Source organism: Pseudomonas gregormendelii (genome assembly GCF_017114825.1).
Taxonomy (GTDB): Bacteria; Pseudomonadota; Gammaproteobacteria; order Pseudomonadales; family Pseudomonadaceae; genus Aquipseudomonas; species Aquipseudomonas gregormendelii.
Genome location: NZ_JADEVO010000027.1, coordinates 1 through 19,880 on the forward strand (window position 1 = coordinate 1; position 19,880 = coordinate 19,880).

Genomic DNA, 19,880 nt, shown 5'->3' on the forward strand with positions numbered 1-19,880 from the left:
AACGCTTCGATTTCAAATGTCCGATCGAAGTGATGAGTGAGGTGATGCAAAAGGCCATTGCGATGCGGCACGATACTCCCACTTCGATTCAATAACCGTGTTGCACTCAGCTCCTGCAACCGCCCTGTGTTTATTTTTAGCTGGAATACCCATTGGAATACTGCACGTCTTCGATGGAAGCGTCGGTGAAATTAGGTTTAGCTAGGCCGAACAGTGACGGCTCCACGAGGTGTAAAGGAATGGCCCTATGGCATTTGATCTGAGCAACACCCTAGTCGTCGGCATCTCCGCTACCGCGTTGTTCGATATGAGCGAGTCCGACCAGATGTTCAAGGCGGCATTGGAGGCCGACCCGGAAAGCGTGATCGACAACTATCGTCGCTACATGCAGGAGCATGAGGACGAGCCCCTGGCACCCGGCACCGGTTACCACCTTGTGAAGGCGTTGCTCGATCTCAACCGGCATAAGAAAAGTGGCGCCGAGTCTCCGCTGGTCGAGGTGGTGGTAATGTCGCGCAACAGTCCGGACACTGGTATTCGCGTTCTCAAGACCATTCGCTGTGATCAGTTGGCTATCACTCGCTCTGCTTTTACAGGCGGCGAGTCGGTCGCCGATTATATCGATGCCTTCGACGTAGATCTGTTCCTAACCACTAACGTAGAGGATGCGCAAAAGGTTATCGACTCCAGGCAGTGCGCTGCGGCGATCCTCAAGGCGCCGCCAGCCAACGCCCCACAAATTCCGGAAGGCCAAGTACGCATCGCCTTCGACGGTGATGCCGTGCTGTTCTCCGACGCCAGCGAACTGGTCTACAAAGCCCAAGGGCTGGATGCCTTTCAAGCTCAGGAAGATGCGCTGCAGCACACGCCCATGGATGAGGGGCCCTATGCCAGCCTGCTCATAAAGCTGGCCAAGTTGCAGGAGCGTTTGCCAACCGGTGGGAAGGATTCACCGATCAGAATCGCCATTGTCACTGCGCGAAACTCCCCTTCCGAGATGCGCGTAATCAACACTCTGCGTGCCTGGGGCGTGTACGTTGATGAAGCCTTCTTTCTCGGTGGTGTGGGCAAGCCCAAAGTGCTCACGGCCTTCAACCCGCACATTTTCTTCGATGACCAAGACGTCCACTTGGAAGCTGCGGCAAATCTGGTACCCTCGGGCAAAGTGCCATATTTAACGAGATAGAATATTGGCTCAGGTATTGCCAGCCCGGTGGAGTGAAAGGAATCAAGAATGGACGGTGATAATCGGCTCTACAAACTAGCCATAACCCCCACAGGTCGACGGCTGTGGACATATATGGCTGCCATCCTCGAAGTCACGGAGATGGACCACGGGAAAGTGTTTCCTTTGAAGCGGTTTTTGGTGAATTTTCAGACTCATCTGGATTGTGGACGAGTTGAAAGTGCACCTGAGGGCTACCGATTGACTCGCATTGGGCAGGACTATTTTCAAGCCCGTTATCAGGCTGGAAACACCCAGCGCATTGAGCGGGGGGCAGTCGAGCAGATGATCAGATCTATTCGCTCTGGGGTCGGAGAAGACGAGTGGGTTGAACTGACCTGATCGATGATCTTTTGTACGTAGCCGAAATTCAGATGATCTGAATTTCTCGATCTGATTAAGTCGCCCAACACGGATGTTGTTCATGTCTGCACAGAAGTACTCCGCGAGTCAGCACTTGGTCGAAGCCTTGCTGAGCTGGGTAAAGTTCTGCGAGATTGCCATTCCAGAAATTCGGCGCCCTCTCCTATGGGATGCAACCAAGGTGCATGACCAGATGGAAAGTCTGGCCCAGGTTTCCCAGTCAGATACATCATCGACGCAGCCGACGTGCTTGCTCAGTTTGATCGCGACATGGCGCACTATGACGCGGTCACCGGCTGGGATGACCTCAAGCCAACCTGGCACCAACTGCATCCTTAAGGATTCAGCTGCCTCCTAGCCGGAGCGGTGCGAAGCCTTCGTGGTCGAACGCCGTCGGCTAATGGCCCAGGAAACTAAGGAGTATACTGAGGCTTATGAGAGCCAACCTCAGGCGTCTCGCGCCTTTAGGCGTATACAGGGATAAAGCGAGCGGTAAGTTTCGGCGCCTTTGTTAGGTCGTGGCTCAATCAAGGAAGTCAATAGTCCTGCGTTTCTGCCTGCCTGAAAGTGTCCGGATAGCCGTGGAATCGGTGTCCGGATGCTTGTGGAATGAGTGTCCGGATGTTGGTGGAATGGGTGGCCGGATGGTCATGGAATCCGCACGCAGCGTGACGAGCTTGCGGTAACCGTCGAAGGTGCTGCTGGCTACATACTTCTTCTTCATCAAACCACCTGGTCAAAAAACCCGTTCATGGTTTCTCGCGATGCTTCGGGTACGAACTTCGCGGCTCGGCCAGTCCCGGAAGTGTCACCGAGTAATCGAGGGTGCCAATCGATATCGCATGTTTGATCGCCTCCTTGTGCTGCTCGGCCTTCTAAATCAATGCCTGCCATTCCTGAGCGCGTCAGGGACTGATGCATACTTGCAAAGATCTTTTACGAAGCAAACCGTCTGTTAGCCCGCAGGCGCGAAGCGGTTCAGGCGTCATCCCGTGGGTTGCAGGATTCAGTCCAAGGCTGTCAGTGGTTGCAGGGGAGGAACGCTCGCGATACCCTTCCCATGTCGCTGCAAATTCAGCGACCGGGTGTGGTAACCCGAGTTCAAGGCGCAACAGCGCCCCATCACGTTTGCCGGCGTTTTTTTATGCCAGCAAGCGCGAGTTATGGCGGCTGTGCGTGGGACGCCCTCGGGCGTGCCGGTTTCCTTGATACCCGGTTTACCACCCTGCGCACAGCTGTCACCCATTCGTGTGGTAACGAACGTGGCAGCTCCTCGTATCAAGGAGTTGGATAATGCGCAGAATCAAACCGTATGAAGTTTGGCTTCCCCCACTTCGCAGTTCCCAGTGGCGTAACGCCCCACCATCCACCCTCGGCTACTGCATCTCCCTCTCCGGAGGTGGCAAATGACCGACAATCCCGAACTCAAAACCATCGGCTTCACTCCCGCGATCTACCTCGGTAATCAAGCAATGTTTCACGTCATTGGTGGCGTGCCCATTGGTGATGCGTTGTCGATGGCTTCGGATTTTCTTTGCCTTGCCAAGTCGCTGACAGAGGATGCGGCTTATGCGAAAGACAATGGGCGCCATGCTTGGGCTGCGCATTATTTGGCGGCTATGGGTAAGGCGTTGGTTGATGATTCGTTGAAGGTTTTGATGCGGGAGCGGGAGGACTCTGGGGATTAGTCTGAAGGTGGGCTTGCGATGGTGCTGGGTCATTTGGGTTTGTTGTGGGTGATCTGGCGCTTTCGCGGGCAAGCCCGCTCCCACAGGAGGTGGTGTTTTGGGGGTGGGCTTTTGTTCGCTGATTAGCAATTGATTTGGGGTGAGGCTGGGTGCCTTGAAGGTCTTGGGGATTGGTGGGGCTGGGGATCGTCATCACGAATTTTGATCCGCAGTGAGTCGAAGACAATCATTGGGTACATGGGGGCAAGCGGACGTTGCGGAGCCTCCCCAAACACAGGGGGTTGGCCGGAGGAGCAAAGATGAGGGGCAAACTTAACTACGGCCGCCTCATCCTTCGCCATGCTTAGCCATGGTTTTATGGATCGTCAGTCGTGACTGTATCCGACAACTTACTGGCAAAATACTGTGCGGTCTCCGGATCGGTGCAGTACAGAAAGCAGCCCTTCATTCCACGGGTCATCAACGTTCGATACGTGTTTTTTATGATCAGGTCTGTTTCCTGTTGCGCTAGGACCGGTTGCTCCTTCATCAACTTCTTCCAACCTCGAATCGATTTGTCATGCTTATCTCTGTCATGTGGCGATGTCACCACTTGCCCGTTCCGCACCACCAGATCCGGCCCGATGATCACCCCTATATAATCCACCTCGAGACCCTGACAGGTATGGATGCACCCGACCTGTTCGATGGAGTTTTCAGCGATAATCCATAAGCTACCATCCTGATCCAGATTCCATTGGCGTGCGTAGTCGTCGCCGATAACAATATCCGAAGCCTTGGAGTCTTTTTTGCTGAGCCAAGGCCAGCAGTAACCCGCGACAACGCGAGCCTTGTTACCGTGATTTTTCTGCTCGATAGCGGCATGCATGGCTTGAGGGGAATCGAACACCTTGAACTCATAGTCGCTGGTGTCGAGCAGGGGGTGGGCTGTTGGGCGAATCTCCAATACGTCGTCTAGCCATGCAACGTAGCCATCAGAGCCACTGCAACGGAACTGGGAGGACAGGACGTACTCTTCCACGGTCGCGCCTTTGGCTTTGGCAAAGGCGCGAATCGCTTGCTTGCTACCGATGTCGCTCAGGGTCACGCGTTGATCTTCGTCGATAAAGAAGATTGAGCATTTCGCTGAATTGATCAGCTCCTTGATTTGGTTTTCGCCAAGGTTTCCGTACAGGCCACTTTTTTCATTGAGCCTATGAGCCTCATCAATGATGAGCGCATCATAGGTATTAGGTTCGGTACCGATAAATGCACCCGAACCGGAAAAGAAATTAGAAAAGTGGGTTCGCTTTACAGTGCCAATCAATTTGCTCTCGTACACCTTGCGTGGGGCAGCATTTTTTGACACATATTTGCTCAAAAGGCTCAAGGCGGTGAGCCTTACCAGCAAGTTAATCGCCAGTACCGTTTTTCCGGTACCCGGACCACCCTCAATAATCAACACCTTTGGTGCTTCGATAGTAGCTTGGCTCGCTGACGCGAGAGCAGACTCGAAAGTTGCCTTTTGATCGTCGATCAATATGAACTCAGGCTTGCCTTTCATCAGTCCACTCAGGGCTTCAGCCAGAGCTTTGGATGGGCGAATTTTTCCGTTCGAGAGCTCGTAAAGCACCTCTTTGTTGTCACCGTGAACGATGTGTTTTTTCAGGAAGCTTCTCAGCTTTTCGAGCTCTGCGGGGCCTTTCAGGAACAAAGGTGCTTTGCTGGTGTAGGGCTCATAGTGAGCAGAATTGATGACACCGTCGCTGAGATAGTTATGCAGGTAGGCACAGGGACGCACCTCGATGCTTTTGTCATAGACGGCTTCGTTAAAGCCCTCCAGTAGGGCGGCGTACGACCATACCTGATAGGAGGGATGGATAGTCTCGACTTGGCTGCCACCCAATGCCGTTTTTACGATGGCATCCTTTGTGGTTGCAGTGGCTTTACTCCACTGCTTTAACTCAATCAAGACCGCGTTTTTTGCTTGAAACTCATCACGGCCCGTGAGCAAGAAATCGATACGTTTCGAAGACTGGGGGATATGCAGCTCGATGGCCAAGCCTGCGTCGCTGGGTAGACCGTCGTCTCGTAGCACCTTAGCCATGTAGGTCAGTGATCCCTGCCAGGATTTGATCTCCGAAGCGCCAACCTTTTTTCCGGTGGCTTCTTTGAAATGCCTGAGAATCACTTCTTCAATATCGTCGTTATCGCTGTCTCTGAGAAACTGCTGTTTGGTCGCAGCGTAAACGATCACACGTGGTCCTTAGAGCTCCGAGCTCAGAATTGGTCGCAGTTTTTGCCGATGCTGGCGGATTTGCTGGCAGCACCCAAAATACGATCAGAAAACGTAGACTGAGATTGTAGGACCTTTCGTTTTTCGTAGCCGAATTTTCGCACATCGTCCTGCGATAGTTTTTAGCAGGAGAAGCTTGGCGGCATTCGCCACTTCTGTCGCCACGCGCATGCCCCGGGATACTTATGTTGTCGCCGTTGTCGCCGTTGTCGCCAAAAGCTGATTTACCTTGGTGTTGGTCTTGGTTATGGCTCAGCGAATGGGAATGACGTTGGAGTTCCTGGTCTAATTGATCGCAGATGCCGACAGGCTGCCTTCTCGATATACTCGCGCCACCAAACCATCATCGGCCGCCGGCGTTCGATTTAGGCTGCCCGGTTTTAGGCACTCCGGACTTCATCCTTATCAACTTGCGCCAGTGCGACTTCGATCAGCTCCGGGTCTCAGTCATGTTCGTTCAGGATCATGCTCGCCATGGAGCGCATGCCGGGTAGCTGGGAATACCATTGGGAATAACAACCCGCCAGGAACTCAAAAAAACAGGAAAGCCCCCGAAGCCCTGAAACCCTTAATTTCTCTGAATCCCAGGCACAAAAAAAGACGTCCTTAGACGTCTTTTTTCGTTGATTTGGTGGAGCCGGGGGGATTTGAACCCCCGTCCGCCAGTACTCCGCTGTCGGTACTACATGCGTAGCCGTTTCTATTAAGTTAACCCGCAGCGACCCGAAGGGCAGGGTGCTTTGGGCGAGTTGTGTAAGTTTTAGCCGCTTCGTCCACAACGTACTGCACGGCGATTCTGTTCTATATGACAATCATTTCGGGTTTACAGACATCCCCTAGTGATTGCTGGGCCCGAAGGCACCAGGAGCTCAGGGCTAAGGCTGCTTACGCAGCGAGAGCGTAATCCTGGCTGTATTTTTCGTCATTGGCAACTATAAGAAGTTGCAACAGTGGATTTACGAGTTCTGTTACCAACTCGGCATGCACCTAAAGTTTCGCGACCGGCGTCGAATCCTAAACGGCCCCGAACTCATTGCTCGTGAATCTGGTGAGCAACAAGCCTGTACAGTGTACGGCAAACCAACCCGGAAGGCCAACCCGAAGGTTCGCCTTCCGGGAATGGGTCATTTATTGCTGCCGCTGCTGGCGTTCTGGATGTCCTGGATAGTCTGGGTGGTCTCAGCGATGCACTTCTCGGTGCCTTCCTTGGTGTTCATGGCCTGGTGCGCCTTGGCTTGCTGGACGCTGGCCTCGACACGGGTCTGGATTTCCGGCGCCTGGATCTGCGACTTGGCATTGGCGATGGTCTGCAGATTCACTTCGCACAGGTCTTCAGTCGCGGCGAAAGAGGTGGAGGCCATCATGGAAGCAGTAACGAAAAGACCTAACAGTACAGAACGTTTCATGTGTATCTCCTTGAACTGAGGCGCCGGGCTTGGCCGGCGTCAGGACGGGCTGCCGAGTTTGGGTAAAGCCCGGCAGGGCCGGGTTACTTGGTTGACTACAACCAGGCGCAAGGGTTCTATTTTTCTTCAGGTCGCTCGCGCTCGGGTGACGCGGTCCACGAGGTAGACCAGCCCGTGGTAGTCGATTCCACCGTGCTGGCTGAGGCCGATTTCACAGGTGCGGCTGGTGGATATGCCTTCGCTGCAGTGCTGTACGGCGTCCTTGAGCGAGCGCAGCGAGTGCGCGTTCAGTTCCGGGGTGGTGAAGCCCTTGTCGCCGGCAAAACCGCAGCAGTGAATGCCTTCCGGAATGACCACGTTGGTGCTGCATTTGCGCGCCAGGTCTATCAGCGCCTGGCTCTCGCCCAGGTGCTGGGTGCTGCAGGTGACGTGGACGGCGATGGGCGCTTGCTGCGGGGTGAAGTCGAGACGATCCATCAGGTGGGTGCGGATGAATCGAACCGGGTCGTACAGGTCCAGGCGCACTTCGCCCAGGTCCTGGACCAGGCGCAAGGTGCAGGGGCTGGTGTCGCAGTAGATCGGGTCGAGCCCGCCGCGGCTGGCGTGTAACAGTGCGCCGATGAGTTCCTGGCGCTTGTGTTCGGCCTGCTCGGCGTAGCCCTTGGAAGCGAAGGGCTGGCCGCAGCAGAGACTGTCCAGGTTGTCTGGGAACACGACCTGGTAGCCGGCCTTTTCCAGCAGGCCGCGGGTTTTGTCGTAGAGCGACATTTGCTCGTTATCACCGGCTGCCGGGCCCATCACACGCGAGACGCAGGCGGCCAGATAGACCACCCGGGGGCGGTCGTCCGAGAGGGGCGGGCTGAAGCGAATGGCTTTTTCCGGCTGGGGCATGGCGTTGGACCACTGCGGGACCTGGCCTTTGGATAATTTGCTGAGTGCCGCGGACACCTTCGCCAGTCGCGGCGCACCCAGGAGCATCCGGGCACCGTTGGCCACGTGCAGGGTGAAGCGCGCGCCTTGCAGGGCAGTGGCGAAATTGCCTTCCAGCCAGTTGGCGGTTTTCTTACTGGTTGCTTTGCGGCTGCGCAGCTTCTTCACCAGTTCGCCGGTATTGATGCCTACCGGGCAGCGCTGTGCGCACAGACCGGTAGCGGCGCAGGTGTCGATGCCCTGGTATTCGTAAGCGGCTTCCAGCTCTGTGGTGTCGACACCGGCGCGTTTTTTCGCCTGGATATCGCGCCAGATCACGATGCGCTGGCGCGGGCTCAGGGTCAGGCCCTTGGACGGGCACACGGGTTCGCAAAAGCCGCACTCGATGCACTTGTCCACAATTTCGTCGGCGGCGGGCAAGGGCTTGAGGTGCTTGAGATGGATCTGCGGGTCTTCGCTGAGTACCACGTCCGGGTTGAGGATGCCGGCGGGATCGAGCAGGCGCTTGAGCTGCCACATCAACTGGTATGCATCGCTGCCCCATTCCAGTTCAACGAAGGGCGCCATGTTGCGGCCGGTGCCGTGTTCGGCCTTGAGCGAACCACCAAATTCCACGGCGACCAGTTGCGCCACGTCTTCCATGAACGCCTGGTAGCGCGCGACTTCTTGCGGGTTGTTGAAGCCTTGGGTGAAGACGAAGTGCAGGTTGCCTTCCAGGGCGTGGCCGAAGAGGATCGCTTCGTCGTAATGATGTTTGTCGAACAGCTCGATCAGGCGGTTTACGCCGATGGCCAGCTGTTCCACGGGGAAGGTCACGTCTTCGATGATGACCGTGGTGCCGGTTTTACGCACGGCGCCGACGGCGGGGAAGGTGTCCTTGCGGATCGCCCAGAGGCGGGCGTTCTCGACCGGGTCTTCAGTGAAATCGACTTGTTTTTCCACGGGGAAGGAAGTCAACGACGCCATGATCAGCGCCAGTTGTTCCTGCAGCAAACTCGATGACGCGGCGCGGGATTCGATCAGCAGGGCGCAGGCATTGTTCGACAGCTGCTGTACGAAAGCCGGCATGCCGGGTTTGTCCTGCACCGAACGCAGGCTGCGGCGGTCGAGCAGTTCCACGGCGGACACCGGCTGGCTTTTCAGCACGCTGACCGCGTTGCAGCAGGTTTCGACGTCCGGGAAGACGATCAGTGCCGAGGCCTTGTTGGGGTGGTCGATCACGGTGTCGTAGGTCACGGCGCTGATAAAGCCCAGCGTGCCTTCGGAGCCCACCAGCAGGTGGCTCAAGATATCCACAGGCTCGTCGAAATCCACCAGGGCGTTGAGTGACAGGCCGGTGGTATTTTTCAGGCGGTATTTGTGGCGAATTCTTGCCGCCAGTTCGGTATTGGCGCGGGTTTCACGGCCCAGCGTGGCCAGGCGCTCCAGCAGGGCTGCGTGGCTCTGGCGGAATGCCGCGACACTGGCCGCGTCTTCGGTGTCGAGGCGGCTGCCGTCAGCCAGCACCAGGCGAATGCCGGCCAGGGTGTGATAGGTGTTTTGCGCAGTGCCGCAGCACATGCCGCTGGCGTTGTTGGCGACGATGCCGCCGATTTTGCAGGCGTTGATCGACGCCGGGTCCGGGCCGATCTTGCGTCCGAACGGCGCCAGCCATGCGTTGGCCTGTGCGCCGATTACGCCCGGTTGCAGGCGGATTTGTGTGCCCTGGCCGCGAATCTCGCGGCCGTTCCAGTTATCCCCAAGCACGATCAGCACCGAGTCGCTGATTGCCTGGCCGGACAGGCTGGTGCCCGCCGCGCGGAAGGTCACCGAAACCTGGTCCCGTTGCGCCAGCTTCAGCAGCGCCACCACTTCGTCTTCGGACTCGACCCGGATCACCAGCTGGGGAATCAGCCGGTAGAAGCTGGCGTCGGTACCGAAGGCCAGCGTCGACAGCGGGTCGTCGAAGCGCCGCTCCTGGGGGATCAGTTGTTGCGCGTCTCGCAGGAAAGCCGCCGGTAAAGTCATTGGTCCTCCAGAATCAAAACCACCAGGTCTTTCGGGCCGTGGGCGCCGTAGGCCAGCACTTGTTCGATGTCAGCAGTCTTCGACGGACCGGACACCAGCAAGGCGTTGGTCGGCATGCCTTGGGCCCACTCGAATTCCTGTTGCACCTGGTAGAAGTTGTCGCGGATTTCGCTCGCCTTCAGCAGGGCGAAATGCACCGGCGGCACCAGGCTCATCAATCGCGGCTCTTCCCGGGTTGGCCAGAGGATCAGGCTGCCGGTGGCGGCGATGGCACCCAGGGTCGTGGTCAGGCTGGCCGGCGTGTCGTGGAACAGCTCGGCTTTCCATTCCTCGATCGGACGATTGTAGGATTTGAGTGTTGGCAGCTGCGGATTGTTCGCCCAATGCTGAGTGACGCGTTGGCCGTGTGCAGTGGTCGGGGCGATCAGCAAGCTGGGTAGCTGGCGATCCTTGACCAGTTGCGCGAGCAGTGCCGGCCACTGTTCATCGCACGTCAGGTGGATCTCGGTGTGCACCGCTTCCATCAGCTTGCGCAGTTGCGGGATGCGTTGTTCGGGCGCGTAGGTGTAGGGCGCTGTCAGCAGTTCGACGTCGAAGTCGTCAGGCACCGGCGTGGTTCCCGTCAGACTGTTGCGTAACTTGCCGAGGATATTGTGCTTGGCACTCATCAGCGATCTCCCTGTCTGGCCAGATGTTCGCGGGCCATGTCGTGCAATGAACGGGCTGCCGGCTTTGGCGCGCTGTGGTTTTGTGTCCACGGGCCCAGGCGGGTCGGTGTGAGGGCGCGCAGGCGGGTGGCGAAGAAGCCGAACAGGCGATAGAGCGCCGGTGAACTGTTGAGCCTGGCCCAGGAATTCCAGATGAAGCGTTCCTTGCGCGAATACTTGCTGCCCTGGCCGCGCATGACCGGGTTCGGGCTGTCCGGGGCCTTGACGTTCTCTTCGCGCAGGCGACGCAGCAACGCAGGGATAGGAATTTTGACCGGGCAGACTTCACCGCACGCCCCGCACAGCGACGATGCGCTGGGGTGGTCCGGAACCTTCGCCAGGCCAACCAGGTGTGGGGTGATGATTTTGCCGATGGGCCCTGGGTACACCTCGCCGTAGGCGTGGCCGCCGATTCGGGTGTAGACCGGGCAATGATTCATGCAGGCGCCGCAGCGGATGCAGTTGAGGGTCTGGCGCAGCTCGCTGTCGGCGAAAGCCTGGCTGCGGCCGTTGTCCAGCAGCACCAGGTGCACTTCCTGCGGGCCGTCGAGTTCATGTTCCTGGCGCGGGCCGGAGATCATGTTGACGTAGGTGGTGATCGGCTGGCCGAGGGCGGAACGGGTCAGCAGCGACAGCAGCGGCACCACGTCGCGCAGGTTCTCGACCACTTTTTCGATGCCGGTGACGGCAATGTGCACCGGCGGCACCGTGGTGGTCATGCGCCCGTTGCCTTCGTTTTCCACCAGCAGCAGGGTGCCGGTTTCGGCCACGGCGAAGTTGACACCGGAGACGCCGATGTCTGCTTCGAAGAATTTCTGCCGCAGGACTTTGCGACCGATCTGAATGAGTTGGTCAACGTCCTTGGTGTACTCCACGCCAAGTTTGTCGTGGAACAAGGACGCGACCTGACCGGCATTCTTGTGGATTGCCGGCATAATGATGTGTGAAGGCTTCTCGTGGTCGAGCTGGACGATGTACTCGCCCATGTCCGATTCCAGGCATTCAATGCCCCGATCAGCAAGGAAATGATTCATCTCCATTTCTTCGCTGACCATCGATTTGCCCTTGATCACTTGCCGCCCCTCGTGAGCGCGGATGATCGAGAGGACGATGCCATTGGCCTCGTCCACCGTTTCCGCCCAGTGCACTGTCACACCGTTGCGGGTCAGGTTCTGTTCAAGCTGCTCGAGCAGGTCGGGCAGCTTGGATAAAGCACGGGCGCGGACGGCATTGCCGAGCGCTCGCAGATGTTCCCTTTCGTGGGCATCGCTGAAAGACGCTGCCCTTTTTGTCATCAGTGAATCCATCGCCGTGCGAAAGTTGTTTCGCAACTGCGGGTCACCCAGTGCCGTGTGGGCTCGGGTGCGAAAATCTTCTTCTACGGCAACCGTAGGAATAAGCGCGGAAGCGTTCATAGAACACCTCCGGTTCGCTGCCAGAGGAAACTGGCCAGGTGTTGGCCGCGCAACGCTTCCTTCTGTTTCTCCAGCGAGCCGTTGATGTTCATCAGGCAACCGCAATCGGCACTCAGTACCTGGTGCGCGCCCGACTCTTTCAGCGACCGGGTCTTGTCAGCCACCATCGCGCCGGAAATGTCTGGCATACGGACGCTGAAAGTCCCACCGAAGCCACAGCATTCACTTTCGTGGCTGTGGTCGACTCGCTCCACGTTGCTCAGTTGCGACAACAACTCGCGACCGTGCAGGTGGGTGTTCATCTCACGACGCGCCGAACACGAGGTGTGCAGCGCCACTTTCACCGGCTCGCCGCTGTCCTTGAGCTGCACCTTGCAGACAAACAGCAGGAACTCGGCCAGTTCATACGTCCGGGCCGCCAGGGCCTGAACCTGTTTCAGCGTTTGCGGCTCGTCCTTGAACAAGTCGGCATAGTGTTCGCGCAACATGCCGGCACAGGATCCCGACGGCACTACCACCGGGTAATCTGCGGCGAACAGCGCCAGTTGCGAGCGCGCGACGATCCTTGCCTGCTCGGTGTAACCCGAGGTGTAGGCCGGTTGTCCGCAGCAGCTCTGCCCCTGCGGGTACTCGACCCGAATGCCTTCGCGTTCCAGCAAGCGGATCGCATCCATCCCGGCTTCGGGATAGAACAGATCCACCACGCAGGTCCCGAACAGGTAGACCCGTGACGGTTTCTCGCTGGGGTATTGCCGAGGCTCAGGCAGTGGCGGGGCCACGCGGGTCGCGTTCGGCACGGCGTTGTAAAAAAGCTCGCTCATCAGGCGTGTCTCCGGGTGGGCCCGGTTATCCGTCCGCTGAGGCTGCTGAATATAGAGAGGGAAGCTTTCAGCAGCCTTACAGACCGGGTTGTGAATAGCTGACGCCGGAGTCGTGGTCCGGCGTCGGTTTTTTCGATGCTGCTTCCAGGTCTTAGTGCACCAGCATGCCGGTGAGCCAGTAGGCCTGGATGTAGGTGATCAGGCCGACGATCGTTGCAAAGAACAGGCTGTGCTTGAGGGTGAAGCGGAACAGATCCGACTCCTTGCCCACCAGGCCGGTCGCGGCGCACGCCACGGCGATCGATTGCGGCGAGATCATCTTGCCGGTCACGCCGCCGCTGGTGTTTGCCGCTACCAGCAGCACATCACTGACGCCGATCTGGTGCGCGGTGGTCGCTTGCAACGAGCTGAACAGCGCGTTGGACGACGTGTCGGAACCTGTCAGGAACACGCCCAGCCAGCCAAGGAACGGCGAGAAGAACGGGAAGGCCGCGCCGGTGCCTGCCAATACCAGCGCCATGGTCGAGGACATGCCCGAGTAGTTGGTGACGAAGGCAAATGCCAGGACCATACCGATGGACAGAATCGGCCAGCGCAGTTCGTAGAAGGTCTCTTTCAAAGTGGTAAGACCAGTTTTGAAATTGATCTTCAGTACCAGCATCGAGATCAGTGCGGAGAAGAAAATCGCCGTGCCGGTGGCGGAAATCGGGTCGAGCTTGAACACCGCTGGAATGGCGGTTGGCGCAGTCACGATCGGTGCGACTTTGATCACCATCTGATCCAGGTGCGGAATCGCGAAGTTGAACACCCAGCTGTACATCGAGCCGCCGGCAGCAAACATTGCCTTGAACGGTTTGAGGGTCCAGATGGTGACCAGCACGGTGAGAATCAGGAACGGCGACCAGGCTTTGATGATTTCGAACAGGCTGTATGGGGATGCCACGCTGGTGCGCGGTTGGCCGAAACCACCGGCGCTGGCGGTCACCACCGAGGCCGAGACGGCACCGGCGATGTGTTGGCCGGCGGCGCGTTTTGGCTGCCAGACTTTCAGGAACAGCGTCAGGGAAATCAGGCTGACCAGGGCCGAGGTGATGTCCGGCAGCTCAGGGCCGATAAAGTTCGACGTGAAGTATTGAGTGATGGCAAAGCTCAAGCCGGCGACCAGCGCAGCAGGCCAGGTCTCACGAACGCCGCGCAGGCCATCCATCATGAACACCAGCCAGAACGGCACGAACAGCGACAGCAGCGGCAGTTGGCGACCGGTCATGGCGCCGATCTTGAACGCGTCGATGCCGGTCACTTGCCCGGCCACGATGATCGGAATCCCCAAGGCACCGAAGGCCACTGGCGCGGTGTTGGCGATCAGGCACAGGCCCGCGGCGTACAGTGGGTTGAAGCCGAGTCCTACCAGCAATGCGGCGGTAATCGCTACCGGCGCACCGAAACCGGCAGCACCTTCCAGGAACGCACCGAAGCAGAAACCGATCAGCAGAACCTGCAAACGCTGGTCGTCGGTGATCGACAAAACCGAGCTGCGGATGACCTCGAACTGACCACTCTTGACCGTCAGTTTGTAGAGGAACACAGCGGCGACAATGATCCACGCAATCGGCCACAGACCGTAGGCGAAGCCATAGCCTGCGGCGGCGAACGCCATGTCGACGGGCATCTGGAAAGCGAAGATTGCGACGGCGATGGACAACGCCAGCGTGATACTGCCGGCCACGTGCCCTTTGAGGCGGAACACCGCCAGCGCCAGGAAGAAAAACACGATGGGGATAACGGCGGCGAGCGCGGAGAAGCCAAGGCTGCCGAGCGGGGTATAGAGCTGTTGCCAGGTTTGCATATGGGGTGGCCCCTAATTGTTGTTGGTCAGGCACTGGTCAGCGTGCTTGGATAATTGGTAATACCAATTTACAATCGCTGTTGGCTAGAGTAAAAGCCTTCTAGGGGTGTGTCAATTTGCCGCCCGCAAACTTTCGTCTTACGTGCGCCTGGCGGGTCGATTTTTCGTTCGACTAAACAGTGTCCGGCAGGTGCCTGCGCAGCGCCGATAGGCCAGAATAGAGAGCCCGGCGAGTGGTCGGGATCGTGGAGAAATGAGTCATGGGGTTTGATCAGATTCGGCAGCGCCGTTTGTCTGACGATATTGTCGAGCAGCTCGAGGGGATGATTCTCGAGGGCACGCTGAAGGCCGGTGAGCGCTTGCCTGCCGAGCGTGCGCTGGCCGAGCAGTTCGGCGTTTCGCGGCCGTCTTTACGCGAAGCGATCCAGAAACTGGCGGCCAAGGGCTTGCTGGTCAGCCGTCAGGGCGGTGGCAACTATGTGGTCGAATCCCTGGGCACGACGTTCAGTGATCCGTTGCTGCATCTGCTGGAAAGCAATCCCGAGGCCCAGCGCGATTTGCTGGAGTTTCGCCACACCCTGGAAGCGTCATGCGCCTATTACGCAGCGCTGCGCGCTACCGATGTTGATCGCGAGCGCCTGACTGCGGCATTCAATCAGCTGCAGGACTGCTACACGCGACACGATGAAATCAGTCGCGCGGAAGAAGGCGCCGCTGATGCGAAATTTCACCTGGCGATTGCCGAAGCGAGCCACAACGCCGTGTTGTTGCACACGATTCGCGGGCTGTTCGATCTGCTCAAGCGCAATGTCGTGACCAATATCGGCGGGATGTACAAGCAGCGCACGGAAACCCGCGACATGCTGATCACTCAGCACCGGGAACTGTACCTGGCGATTATCGAGGGGCGTGCCGAGCAGGCGCGAGAGGTGTCCAGCAGGCATATCCTGTATGTGCAGGAGGTGCTGGAGGAAGTGCGTCAGGAAGTGCAGCGCGTGGCTCGGGCGGAGCGGCGCAAAGGGATGTGAACGATTTTGAGTGCAAAAGATCGCAGCCTTCGGCAGCTCCTACATGGATTTTGTTTCAACCCGATTCATCGGGCTCGCACAAAACTGTAGGAGCTGCCGCAGGCTGCGATCTTTTCGCAGGCGCCGCATTTCAGGCAGAAGAATTAATCTTCCTTGCCCTTGTTCCGCACCGCACGCTGCAGCTCACGACCGGCGTCGCGTTCGCGTTCGGTGTCGCGCTTGTCGTATTCCTTCTTGCCCTTGCCCAGAGCGATCTCGCACTTGACCATGTGCTTGCTCCAGTACCAGGACAGGCATACGCAGGCATAACCCTTCTGCTGCACGGCGGCGGCCAGCTTTTCCAGCTCGCGCCGATTCAGCAGCAGCTTGCGCGTGCGGGTCGGGTCAGCAATGACGTGGGTGCTTGCGGTCATCAGTGGCGTGATATGGCTGCCAAGCAGCCAGGCTTCGCCATCCTTGAGCAGTACATAACTGTCAACCAGTTGTAGCTTGCTCGCCCGCAAACTCTTTACTTCCCAGCCGGCCAGGACCAGACCAGCCTCGAACCGATGTTCGATGAAGTAATCGTGTCGCGCCTTTTTATTTTGCGCGATGGTCCCTGTGGGGTGTTTCTTCTGTTTAGCCATAGGGGCGGCATTATAGGGAGTTGCAAGCAAGTCGGCTACGGTATCGCTACGTGCTTGAGCAGGTTGATTGAATCCCGGACAATGCGCGCTCTTTTTTGAACGCTTGGGCGTGATAACGATGTCGACAGACAAGGTTTCTGTCCACGGCAGTTGGGCTAGCCGCTGGGTCTTCATACTCGCCGCGACCGGTTCGGCCGTGGGCCTGGGTAGTATCTGGAAATTCCCCTACATGGTCGGCGTCTATGGCGGCGGCGCCTTTGTGCTGATGTTCCTGGCCTGCATCGCGCTGATCGGTGTGCCGGTCATGCTGGCCGAAACCCTGATCGGCCGCCGTGCCCGGCAAAGCCCGGCGAATGCCTTGAAGGTGCTGGCCATCGAGGCCGGGCATTCGGGCAAGTGGTCCTGGGGGGCCTTCGCCGGCATGATCACGGCGTTGCTCATCCTGTCTTTCTACAGTGTGGTGGGCGGCTGGTCGCTGGATTACATCATCGACATGGGGCGTGGCGATTTCCAGGGCGTGACACCTGATCAGGTCGGCGCGTATTTCGGTAATGTCATCGCCGACCCCTGGCGCCTGACACTTTGGCACACAATATTCATGCTGCTGTCGGCCGTGGTGATCGCCAAGGGCGTCGTTGCCGGGCTCGAGCGCAGCCTGCGGATCATGATGCCACTGCTGTTCGTGATGATCCTGGTGTTGCTGGGTTACAGCATGACCACGGGCCACTTCATGGAAGGCGTGCATTTCATGTTCGACTTCCATCCGGAAAAAGTCCTTGATGGCTTGCTGCCCGCGATGGGCCATGCGTTCTTCTCCCTCAGTGTCGGCGTTGGTTCGATCATGATCTACGGCGCCTACATGCCCAAGGATTCATCGATTTCCGGTACGGTTGTCGGCGTGGCGCTGCTGGATACCTTCGTGTCCCTGGTCGCCGGATTGGCCCTGTTCCCGATCGTGTTCGCGGCCGGCCTGAACCCGAGCGAAGGTCCAGGGCTGATGTTTGTCAGCCTGCCTTTCGCCTTCGGCAACGTAGCCTTCGGCCAACTGATGGGCGTAGTGTTCTTCGTGCTGGTAGCCGTTGCGGCCTGGAGTTCGGCGATTTCCCTGCTCGAACCGATGGTGGCCTACCTGGTTGAACGGACCAAGGTCAGCCGCGCCTGGGTGACGTTCTGGCTGGCTTTCACCTGCTGGTTCGTGGGGCTGGGCACGGTGTTTTCCTTCAATATCTGGAAGCAAGCCAAGTTTTTCGTGAACGAAGGCGGGATGTTTCACCTCTATCAATGGGGTGCGGCCGGGGGATTGGACTTCTTCGGCGTGATCGATTTCTTCACCTCGCGAATCATGTTGCCCCTTGGCGGGTTATGTTTCGTGGTGTTTGCAGGCTGGGTAATGGGCCGTGAGGCGGTGCGCGACGAATTGTCGATCCGCCGTCCGGCACTGTTCGCCCTGTCCCTGTTTTTGATGCGCTATGTGGCGCCCATCGGCATTCTTGTAGTGTTTGCCGCCCAGCTGTGGAAGTGACGCTGACATGACGACACATATTCAACGTTCGGCCCTGCTGCCGTATCCGGCGCAAGCGCTGTATGACCTGGTCAACGACGTGGCGCGCTATCCGGAATTCCTGCCCTGGTGTTCGTCTGCCGAGGTCCTGGAGAGTTCTGCCGAGCATATGCGCGCCAGTGTCGGCGTGGCGAAGGGTGGCCTCAGCCAGCATTTCGTGACGCGCAATACGCTGGTGCCCGGTCAGTCCATCGAGATGAACCTGGAAGAAGGTCCGTTCAATCAGCTGCATGGCGTCTGGGTGTTCAAGGCGTTGGGCGAGAAGGCCTGCAAGATCAGCCTCGATCTGTCGTTTGATTATGCCGGCCCGATCGTTCGCGCCACCTTGGGGCCGCTGTTCAACCAGGCCGCCAACACCCTGGTGGATGCGTTCTGCCAGCGTGCCAAGCAAATGCATGGTTGAGGTCATGATCGACGTTGAGGTGATGTACGCCGCCGTTGATCGCCAGCTGTTGTTGGCGGTGAGCGTGCCGCCGGGGCTGACCGTGCGCGAGGTTGTGCGGCGCTCCGGGGTTGGCGAAGCGTTTCCCGAGCTTAATCTTGACGAGTGCCCGCTTGGGATCTTCGGCAAGGTGGTGGCCGATCCGCAAAGCCGGCTGGCCCAGGCCGGCGACCGGATCGAGATTTACCGGCCATTGCTGGCGGACCCCAAGGAAGTTCGGCGGCTGCGCGCAGCAAAAGCGGCTGAAGCCAGGGCGCGTAATCAGTAATCGCTGAACCGCAGACAATAAAAAACCCGGCATGCCGGGTTTTTTAATGCGTCGCAAATTATTGCGGCGAAGTGTCCAGAGGCTCTGGAGTCGGGACCGGAACGGTTTCTACGCCGTCCACGTCCTTCTGGATCTGGTCCAGCAACGAGCCTGGCTTGACCGGTTTTTCCGGTTTCGGCTTCTCGACGTTCTCTGCAGGTGCGGTCACATTAGTGCCGCCATCCTGGCCGAGAATGGCTTCGTCACGGCTGACTCCCGGCATGAAATCACCGGAAAGGCTGACAAGCTGGTCATTTGGGTTGAAGATAACGCTAATGCGTTCCTGTTGGCGTTCACCGCCACCGGGTTGCAGGCTGTACAGGTAATCCCAGCGATCGGCATGGAACGTGTCAGTCAGCAGGGGGTTGCCCATGATAAACCGTACTTGCCGACGGGTCATTCCCGGGCGTAACTGGTCTATCATGTCCTGCGTGACGACATTGCCCTGCTGGATGTCGATTTTGTAAACCCCGGGGAATGAACAACCGGCGAGTGCGAGCAGTCCCACAAAGGTGAAACTGGTTAGCAAGAGCTTGGTGTTTTGCATCGGTGGGCGACTTCCACTATCTTGGCTGGGACAACGTAAACGCCGATCATACCCGCATTAAGAGAAGCTGCGAAGCAGCATCGCGAGAAAGCTGACCATGGTTGAAAATAGCGAACTACGCAAAGCCGGCCTCAAAGTGACCCTTCCGCGGGTCAAAATTCTGCAAATGCTCGATTCCGCCGAGCAACGCCACATGAGTGCCGAGGACGTCTACAAGGCGCTGATGGAGGCTGGTGAGGACGTCGGTCTGGCCACGGTTTACCGTGTACTGACCCAGTTCGAGGCAGCTGGCCTTGTGGTGCGGCACAACTTCGACGGAGGCCATGCGGTCTTCGAGCTGGACGACGGCAAGCATCACGACCATATGGTCGACGTCGAAACCAGCGAAGTGATCGAATTCTTCGACGAAGAAATCGAGCGTCTGCAGAAAGCCATCGTCGACAAGTATGGCTTTGAGATGGTTGATCACAATCTTGTGCTGTACGTACGCAAGAAAAAGTAAGTATGTCGCGCGAACCTTCGGTTCGCGAAACGAGCGAAGGCGACCCCAGGGTCGCCTTCGTGCTTTCTGCTGCTTGTATGGGTTTGCAAGCGGTTCCTGTAGGAGCTGCCGCAGGCTGCGATCCTTTGATCTTTGCATTACAAGGGGCAAAGTCAAAAGGTCGTCCGAACGCGGCCCGAGCCTG

The 19,880-nt window shown here is 58.1% G+C and carries 18 protein-coding genes, 1 other RNA gene and 1 pseudogene; 8 read left to right on the forward strand and 12 right to left on the reverse strand.

Going from position 1 to position 19,880, the window contains the following annotated elements:
* The first annotated feature begins 247 nt into the window (after nucleotides 1–247).
* Nucleotides 248–1,186, forward strand: coding sequence for a 5'-nucleotidase (locus IMW75_RS18195; RefSeq protein WP_205893397.1), 939 nt, complete (start codon nucleotides 248–250; stop codon nucleotides 1,184–1,186).
* Between the two features lie 48 nt (nucleotides 1,187–1,234).
* On the forward strand, nucleotides 1,235–1,567 hold the full coding sequence (locus IMW75_RS18200; protein ID WP_205893398.1) for a hypothetical protein: 333 nt from the start codon (nucleotides 1,235–1,237) through the stop codon (nucleotides 1,565–1,567).
* A 544-nt stretch (nucleotides 1,568–2,111) separates the two neighbouring features.
* Here the strand turns inward: IMW75_RS18200 and IMW75_RS18205 are convergent.
* Nucleotides 2,112–2,312 (reverse strand): hypothetical protein, encoded by a 201-nt coding sequence (locus IMW75_RS18205; protein ID WP_205893399.1) that lies wholly within the window; start codon nucleotides 2,310–2,312, stop codon nucleotides 2,112–2,114.
* Nucleotides 2,313–2,994: 682 nt separating this feature from the next.
* Between IMW75_RS18205 and IMW75_RS18210 the strand changes: the two genes are divergently transcribed.
* Nucleotides 2,995–3,276 (forward strand): DUF3077 domain-containing protein, encoded by a 282-nt coding sequence (locus IMW75_RS18210; RefSeq protein WP_045060068.1) that lies wholly within the window; start codon nucleotides 2,995–2,997, stop codon nucleotides 3,274–3,276.
* 355 nt (nucleotides 3,277–3,631) lie between these two features.
* Here the strand turns inward: IMW75_RS18210 and IMW75_RS18215 are convergent, their stop codons facing one another.
* From IMW75_RS18215 to IMW75_RS18250, 9 genes and pseudogenes are all read right to left on the reverse strand, one after another.
* Nucleotides 3,632–5,512: a DNA/RNA helicase domain-containing protein gene (locus IMW75_RS18215; RefSeq protein ID WP_205893400.1), complete on the reverse strand. Its 1,881-nt coding sequence runs from the start codon at nucleotides 5,510–5,512 to the stop codon at nucleotides 3,632–3,634.
* Between the two features lie 324 nt (nucleotides 5,513–5,836).
* Nucleotides 5,837–6,039, reverse strand: a pseudogene (locus IMW75_RS26990) (integrase); the annotation flags it as partial.
* Between the two features lie 141 nt (nucleotides 6,040–6,180).
* Nucleotides 6,181–6,577, reverse strand: a transfer-messenger RNA (tmRNA) gene (ssrA, locus tag IMW75_RS18220).
* Nucleotides 6,578–6,675: 98 nt separating this feature from the next.
* Nucleotides 6,676–6,957: a hypothetical protein gene (locus IMW75_RS18225; protein ID WP_045060067.1), complete on the reverse strand. Its 282-nt coding sequence runs from the start codon at nucleotides 6,955–6,957 to the stop codon at nucleotides 6,676–6,678.
* 126 nt (nucleotides 6,958–7,083) lie between these two features.
* Nucleotides 7,084–9,894, reverse strand: coding sequence for an FAD-binding and (Fe-S)-binding domain-containing protein (locus IMW75_RS18230; protein ID WP_205893401.1), 2,811 nt, complete (start codon nucleotides 9,892–9,894; stop codon nucleotides 7,084–7,086).
* Nucleotides 9,891–10,562, reverse strand: coding sequence for a LutC/YkgG family protein (locus tag IMW75_RS18235; RefSeq protein WP_045060065.1), 672 nt, complete (start codon nucleotides 10,560–10,562; stop codon nucleotides 9,891–9,893). Before IMW75_RS18235 ends, IMW75_RS18230 begins: the two co-directional genes overlap by 4 nt.
* Nucleotides 10,562–12,016, reverse strand: a complete 1,455-nt coding sequence (locus tag IMW75_RS18240) for a LutB/LldF family L-lactate oxidation iron-sulfur protein (protein WP_205893402.1) — start codon at nucleotides 12,014–12,016, stop codon at nucleotides 10,562–10,564. Before IMW75_RS18240 ends, IMW75_RS18235 begins: the two co-directional genes overlap by 1 nt.
* Complete coding sequence (locus IMW75_RS18245) at nucleotides 12,013–12,837, reverse strand: (Fe-S)-binding protein (RefSeq protein WP_205893403.1); 825 nt, start codon at nucleotides 12,835–12,837, stop codon at nucleotides 12,013–12,015. Before IMW75_RS18245 ends, IMW75_RS18240 begins: the two co-directional genes overlap by 4 nt.
* 151 nt (nucleotides 12,838–12,988) lie before the next feature.
* Entirely contained in the window at nucleotides 12,989–14,683 is a 1,695-nt protein-coding gene (locus IMW75_RS18250) for a lactate permease LctP family transporter (RefSeq protein ID WP_205893404.1), read from the reverse strand.
* 260 nt (nucleotides 14,684–14,943) lie between these two features.
* Here IMW75_RS18250 and IMW75_RS18255 point away from each other — a divergent pair, with 260 nt between their 5' ends.
* Nucleotides 14,944–15,711, forward strand: coding sequence for a GntR family transcriptional regulator (locus IMW75_RS18255; RefSeq protein WP_122837454.1), 768 nt, complete (start codon nucleotides 14,944–14,946; stop codon nucleotides 15,709–15,711).
* A 143-nt stretch (nucleotides 15,712–15,854) separates the two neighbouring features.
* On the opposite strand, the gene smpB is transcribed toward IMW75_RS18255, so the two are convergent.
* Complete coding sequence (gene smpB, locus IMW75_RS18260) at nucleotides 15,855–16,337, reverse strand: SsrA-binding protein SmpB (protein WP_028623113.1); 483 nt, start codon at nucleotides 16,335–16,337, stop codon at nucleotides 15,855–15,857.
* Nucleotides 16,338–16,455: 118 nt separating this feature from the next.
* On the opposite strand from smpB, the gene IMW75_RS18265 reads away from it, so the two are divergent.
* The 3 genes from IMW75_RS18265 to IMW75_RS18275 are packed head-to-tail and all read left to right on the forward strand — an operon-like array spanning nucleotide 16,456 to nucleotide 18,608.
* On the forward strand, nucleotides 16,456–17,859 hold the full coding sequence (locus tag IMW75_RS18265) for a sodium-dependent transporter (protein ID WP_045060060.1): 1,404 nt from the start codon (nucleotides 16,456–16,458) through the stop codon (nucleotides 17,857–17,859).
* Nucleotides 17,860–17,866: 7 nt separating this feature from the next.
* Nucleotides 17,867–18,301, forward strand: coding sequence for a type II toxin-antitoxin system RatA family toxin (locus tag IMW75_RS18270; protein WP_045060059.1), 435 nt, complete (start codon nucleotides 17,867–17,869; stop codon nucleotides 18,299–18,301).
* Entirely contained in the window at nucleotides 18,294–18,608 is a 315-nt protein-coding gene (locus tag IMW75_RS18275; protein WP_045060058.1) for an RnfH family protein, read from the forward strand. Before IMW75_RS18270 ends, IMW75_RS18275 begins: the two co-directional genes overlap by 8 nt.
* Nucleotides 18,609–18,666: 58 nt before the next feature.
* On the opposite strand, the gene IMW75_RS18280 is transcribed toward IMW75_RS18275, so the two are convergent.
* Entirely contained in the window at nucleotides 18,667–19,194 is a 528-nt protein-coding gene (locus IMW75_RS18280) for an outer membrane protein assembly factor BamE (protein WP_045060057.1), read from the reverse strand.
* A 97-nt stretch (nucleotides 19,195–19,291) separates the two neighbouring features.
* Here IMW75_RS18280 and fur point away from each other — a divergent pair, with 97 nt between their 5' ends.
* Entirely contained in the window at nucleotides 19,292–19,696 is a 405-nt protein-coding gene (fur, locus tag IMW75_RS18285) for a ferric iron uptake transcriptional regulator (RefSeq protein WP_045060056.1), read from the forward strand.
* Nucleotides 19,697–19,880: the final 184 nt, after the last annotated feature.

Excerpts from the sequence above, each read along its gene's own strand:
- IMW75_RS18235 (WP_045060065.1), bottom strand. The coding sequence starts at position 10,562 with ATGAGTGCCAAGCACAATATCCTCGGCAAGTTACGCAACAGTCTGACG.
- IMW75_RS18230 (WP_205893401.1), bottom strand. The coding sequence starts at position 9,894 with ATGACTTTACCGGCGGCTTTCCTGCGAGACGCGCAACAACTGATCCCC.
- IMW75_RS18240 (WP_205893402.1), bottom strand. The coding sequence starts at position 12,016 with ATGAACGCTTCCGCGCTTATTCCTACGGTTGCCGTAGAAGAAGATTTT.
- IMW75_RS18245 (WP_205893403.1), bottom strand. The coding sequence starts at position 12,837 with ATGAGCGAGCTTTTTTACAACGCCGTGCCGAACGCGACCCGCGTGGCC.
- IMW75_RS18205 (WP_205893399.1), bottom strand. The coding sequence starts at position 2,312 with ATGAAGAAGAAGTATGTAGCCAGCAGCACCTTCGACGGTTACCGCAAG.
- IMW75_RS18200 (WP_205893398.1), top strand. The coding sequence starts at position 1,235 with ATGGACGGTGATAATCGGCTCTACAAACTAGCCATAACCCCCACAGGT.
- IMW75_RS18265 (WP_045060060.1), top strand. The coding sequence starts at position 16,456 with ATGTCGACAGACAAGGTTTCTGTCCACGGCAGTTGGGCTAGCCGCTGG.
- IMW75_RS18225 (WP_045060067.1), bottom strand. The coding sequence starts at position 6,957 with ATGAAACGTTCTGTACTGTTAGGTCTTTTCGTTACTGCTTCCATGATG.
- smpB (WP_028623113.1), bottom strand. The coding sequence starts at position 16,337 with ATGGCTAAACAGAAGAAACACCCCACAGGGACCATCGCGCAAAATAAA.
- IMW75_RS18250 (WP_205893404.1), bottom strand. The coding sequence starts at position 14,683 with ATGCAAACCTGGCAACAGCTCTATACCCCGCTCGGCAGCCTTGGCTTC.
- fur (WP_045060056.1), top strand. The coding sequence starts at position 19,292 with ATGGTTGAAAATAGCGAACTACGCAAAGCCGGCCTCAAAGTGACCCTT.
- IMW75_RS18275 (WP_045060058.1), top strand. The coding sequence starts at position 18,294 with ATGGTTGAGGTCATGATCGACGTTGAGGTGATGTACGCCGCCGTTGAT.
- IMW75_RS18270 (WP_045060059.1), top strand. The coding sequence starts at position 17,867 with ATGACGACACATATTCAACGTTCGGCCCTGCTGCCGTATCCGGCGCAA.
- IMW75_RS18210 (WP_045060068.1), top strand. The coding sequence starts at position 2,995 with ATGACCGACAATCCCGAACTCAAAACCATCGGCTTCACTCCCGCGATC.
- IMW75_RS18195 (WP_205893397.1), top strand. The coding sequence starts at position 248 with ATGGCATTTGATCTGAGCAACACCCTAGTCGTCGGCATCTCCGCTACC.
- IMW75_RS18255 (WP_122837454.1), top strand. The coding sequence starts at position 14,944 with ATGGGGTTTGATCAGATTCGGCAGCGCCGTTTGTCTGACGATATTGTC.
- IMW75_RS18280 (WP_045060057.1), bottom strand. The coding sequence starts at position 19,194 with ATGCAAAACACCAAGCTCTTGCTAACCAGTTTCACCTTTGTGGGACTG.